The organism is Betaproteobacteria bacterium (assembly GCA_016791345.1).
Lineage (GTDB): Bacteria > Pseudomonadota > Gammaproteobacteria > Burkholderiales > JAEUMW01 > JAEUMW01.
The window spans coordinates 1-4,558 of sequence record JAEUMW010000167.1 but is presented as its reverse complement, the minus strand read 5'-3'; the positions used below and the strand labels follow the sequence as shown (position 1 = coordinate 4,558).

General features: G+C 67.6%; 4 protein-coding genes. All 4 read left to right on the top strand.

The window, feature by feature from the left end:
* The first annotated feature begins 70 nt into the window (after positions 1–70).
* Entirely contained in the window at positions 71–232 is a 162-nt protein-coding gene (locus JNK68_06575; GenBank protein MBL8540021.1) for a hypothetical protein, read from the top strand.
* A 35-nt stretch (positions 233–267) separates the two neighbouring features.
* On the top strand, positions 268–654 hold the full coding sequence (locus tag JNK68_06570; protein ID MBL8540020.1) for a DUF488 family protein: 387 nt from the start codon (positions 268–270) through the stop codon (positions 652–654).
* Between the two features lie 284 nt (positions 655–938).
* Positions 939–2,627, top strand: a complete 1,689-nt coding sequence (locus JNK68_06565) for an outer membrane protein assembly factor (protein ID MBL8540019.1) — start codon at positions 939–941, stop codon at positions 2,625–2,627.
* Positions 2,628–2,629: 2 nt separating this feature from the next.
* Positions 2,630–4,558: hypothetical protein (locus JNK68_06560; GenBank protein MBL8540018.1), on the top strand; the 1,929-nt coding region annotated here is incomplete at its 3' end.

Sequence of the window (4,558 nt, the reverse complement as noted above, 5' to 3'; positions counted from 1 at the left end):
CGATCTCGAGAATGCCGATGCGGACATGCCGCGGGCGCTGGTGAAGCGCAGAGAGTCTTGCCCGTGCCGCATGGTCAAGACGAGTTCGCGCGGCAAGGACGGCAAACGGACCGTCGTCACGCGCAAGGTGATGCGGGTCATAGAAACCGCCAACACGGAAACGCCGGGCTACGTGCGCAAGTACCTGTACGTGGCGAATTACCTGGCCGCTCCGGAAGCGGACGCTCGCTAGACGGGAAGCTCCCTCAGCCGCGGCGCGCTGCAGGCATGGTTGCTCGCGTGGTCAGACTCGGAACCCCGCGCATCGCGGGCGAGGGCGTGCGCATCGGCACCGTGCGCCGTCCGCCGCGCGGCGTGCCGAAAAGCGAGGTTGCCGCGCGCAACTGGTACGACGTGTGGTTTCCGACCCTCGCCCCGAGTCCCGAGTTGGTGAAGCTAGCCCATGCAGCGCAAACGCCGGCGCAGTGGGAAACATTCAAGCGGAAATATCGGGCCGAGATGGCGAAGCCCGAACCTTCCCACGCCCTTGCGCTGCTGGCCGCGCTCTCGCGCCACACGGATTTCTCGGTCGGCTGTTACTGCGAGGACGAGGCGCACTGTCACCGCTCGGTGCTGCGCCGCTTGCTCGTCGAGCAGGGGGCGCACGTCGAATAGCGCGCCGGACGCGCGCCCGCAGTTGATTCTTCGCACCGACGTGCGCGGGGTGGATTTCGGCCGCGACGACATATAATCCGTGCTCGCAGCGCCGGGCTCCGCGAACCGCGGCTGCCTTCGCGTCCGTTTCCCATCCGCGCCACCTCCCGACTTCGGTGTTCTTCGGCGTCCTCATCTCCGACTTCGCTCGGCGTGTTGCTTGCGGCCGTTGCCCGCGTCGATGGCAACGGGCGCTGGTTGCGTGCTTCGCGGCCGTGTTCTGCGCCCTGAATTGCGGTGCGGCGATGGCCGAAAGCATCCCCTTCCGCGCCGAGATCGACGTGCCGGGTTCGCAGCGCGACCTTCTGCAGGAGCACCTCGACGTCGTTCGTCGCTCCGCGGAAAAGAATCTCGTGGCCGCGGAGGTGCGCAGGCTTTTCGCCCGGGCGCCGGACCAGATCCGCCAGCTGCTCGCGACCGAGGGCTACTTCGCACCGGGTATCGAGTCGACGCTGGAAGACACCACGACGCCGTGGACGCTTCGCTACGCCGTCGATCCCGGCAAGCGCGCCGTGGTGCGCAACGTCGACTTGAAGTTCCAGGGCGACATCGACGTGCCGAGCCCGCACAACCTGGAGCGTCTCGGGCAGCTCCGCAGCGGTTGGAAGCTCAAGGTGGGGATGCCGTTTCGCAGCGCCGACTGGGAAGCGGCAAAGCGCGAGACGCTGCAGGAGATCACGGTTCTCCTCTATCCGACGGCGAAGCTCGCCGACAGCCGCGCGACGGTGGATCCCGAAACGGGCAGCGTCGATCTCTTCGCCGAGTTCGACAGCGGGCCGGCCTTCACGGTGGGTGAGCTGCAGATCACGGGTCTCACGCGCTACCAGACAGCGATCGTCGATGGCATGAACAACATCAGCCCCGGCTCGCCGTATTCGCAGGAACAGCTGCTGCGCTTCCAGCAGCGTCTGCAGAACAGCGGCTACTTCGCGAGCGTCTCGGTGCGCATCGACGCCGACCCGGCACACCCGCGCGACACGCCGATCCTGATCGACGTGACCGAGCGCAAGACGCAGCGCCTCGCGCTCGGGATCGGTTACAGCACGGACTACGGGCCGCGCGGGCAGATCGATTACCAGCACGTCGATCTCTTCGGTCAGGCGATGCGCTTCAACGTGCGCACCATCGCCGACTTCAAGCAGCAGTCGCTGTTCGCGAACCTCTACTTCCCCACGGAGCAAGGCGGATTTCGCAACGGCGTGGATGCCAGCATCACCTCGGCCGACATCCAGAACCAGGCCACGCGCACCTATTCCGTTGCGGCCAAGCAGCAGCACTTCGAGGAGTGGCGCGAAAGCCTGACCGGCCTGCAGTACCTGTGGCAGGACGTCACCGTGAGCGGCTTCCCCAGCGTGCAGAATCACGCGCTCTCCCTGAACCGCGAAGTGATCCTGCGCGACGTGGACAATCTCATCAATCCCACGAGCGGCTACTTCGCCGCACTGCAGGTGAACGGCGCTACGAAGGCGATCCTCTCCGATCAGAACTTTCTGCGCGTGTACGGCCGCGGCGTCTACTTCTACCCGATTTCGCCCCGCGACAGCCTCGTCATCCGCAGCGAGATCGGGGTCACGTTCGCGCCCAGCACGGAAGGCGTCCCGACCGACTTCCTGTTTCGCACCGGCGGCTCGCAGACCGTGCGCGGCTACGCCTATCAGTCGCTCGGCGTGAAGCAGGGCACGGCAGTGGTCGGCGGGCGCTATCTCTTCGTCGGCAGCGTCGAATACATCCGCTGGATCCTCGACAACTGGGGCGCCGCCGCGTTCGTCGATACCGGCAACGCGTGGGACGACTTCACGCAGATCAAGCTCGTGCGCGGTTATGGCGTCGGCGTACGCTGGCGCAGCCCTGTGGGTTCGTTGTCCGCCGATGTGTCCTACGGCGAGGCGACGAGCGAGGTGCGCTTCGACTTCACCATCGGGTTCCGGTTCTAGCGATGGCGAGACGACTGCTGCGCATCGTCGAGTGGCTCGGCATCCTGTTCGGGGTGCTGCTTGTCGCTGCCGTGTGGCTGGCAACCCGCGAGGACACGCTGCAGTGGGTGGTGCGCAAGCTGCCCGAATGGACGGACGGCGCAGTCGAGCTGGATGAGGTACGCGGTTCGCTGCCCGGTCCGCTCGCGGTTGGCAGGATGCGCTACGAGGATCCGGATCTGCGCATCATCGCCGAGCAGGTCGAGCTCGAATGGGAGCCGCTCGCGCTCCTCGTGCGACCGCACGCCCTGCACCTGCGGCGTGTGAATGCCGCGCAGGTCGAGGTCACATCCCTCGGCGAGAGCGAAGGACCCGCGCCGCCACCGGATACGCTGCGCGTGCCGATCGCGATCACGGTGGACCGTGCGGCAGTCGGAGCGCTCGTTTTCACGAGCGGCGATACGCGACTCGAAGCGCAGCAGGTGGCGCTCGCCTATGCGGTCGATGCGCGCGAACACCGCCTCACCATCGAGCATGCGGAATCCGAAGCCGGCATTCTTCACGGCCGCATCGCCCTCGGAGTGGATGCGCCGTTTCCCATCGACGGCCTCTTTTCCCTGACCGGCCGCTTCGAGGCCTATCCCTACGCACTGCGCGGCACGCTGGCGGGGACCCTCGGCGAGATCCACGTCGTCGCCGCCAACAGTGCACCGCCGCTCGTCGCCGACGTCGATGCCATCGTCACGCCGTTTGCCGAGGTGCCCGTGCGCGAGGCGCGGGTGCGTGCCGAGAGCGTCGACGTGCGTGCGTTCGACGCCGGTTTGCCGGGGACGGATCTCGCCGTCGAGATCGACGTTCGTCCGCTGCCGGACGGGCGCTTCGCCGGCCAGTTTCACGTCGCCAACCGTGCCGCGGGACCGCTCGACCGCGAGCGCATTCCGCTCACCGACGCCACCGGCCGCTTCGAAGGAACGCCGGCGAACCTCGTGCTCGACGCGCTCGCCATCGACCTTGGCAAGGGCGGGCGACTCAGCGGACGCGGCGGCCTCGACGCCGGGCATCTGTACTTCGATCTCCAGACGCCAGCGCTCAACCTCAAGGCGTTGCACGACAAGCTCAAGGACACGAAGCTCGCCGGAGCGCTCAGGCTGAAGGCCTCGGAGGAGGCGCAGACGCTCACCGTCGATCTCTCGCAGCAGGGCTATCGCATCGAGGGCGAAGTGGTGCACGGCGGCGAACAGGTGGATCTGCGCTCCGCGCGCGTGCGTGCGAAAGGTGGTGAAGCGACGGCGCAGGGGCGGCTCGCACTCACCGGCAACCGGGCGTTTAGCGCCACGGGCAGTGTGGCGCGCTTCGATCCTTCCGCCTTCGGCGATTTTCCCGGCGGGTCCGTCAACGGGGCCTTCACGGTAGCGGGGTCGCTGTCGCCGCGATTGGCCGCCCGCGTCAACGTCAACCTGGCCGAGCCGAGCCGGTTCCGCGGAGCACCGCTCGCCGGCAGCGCCCGATTCGACTTGAGCGAGCAGCGCATCGCGGAGGCCGACGTCGCTTTGCGTCTCGGCGCCAACCGCATCAACGCGCAAGGCAGCTTCGGCAATCCGGCCGATCGCCTGACCTGGAACATCGATGTCACCGACCCCGCGGTCATCGACCCGCGACTTGCGGGAACGCTTGCCGCGGAGGGGGTCGTCGAAGGCACACCGGCGCAGCCCGCGGGCCGCTTTACCGTCGAGGGCAAGGCGCTGCGCTGGGAGAAGGAGCTTTCGGTTGCGGAACTGAGCGGCAGCGGGAGCCTTGCGCGGGGGCTGGACGGCGACATTCAGCTCGCACTGCAGGCGCGCGACGTGAAACGCGGAACACAGCAGGTCGACAAGGCGAGTGTCACGGCGAGCGGCACGCTCGCGAAGCACGACATCCAGGTCACGGCCGCCGGACCCGCGTTCGACGCGGCG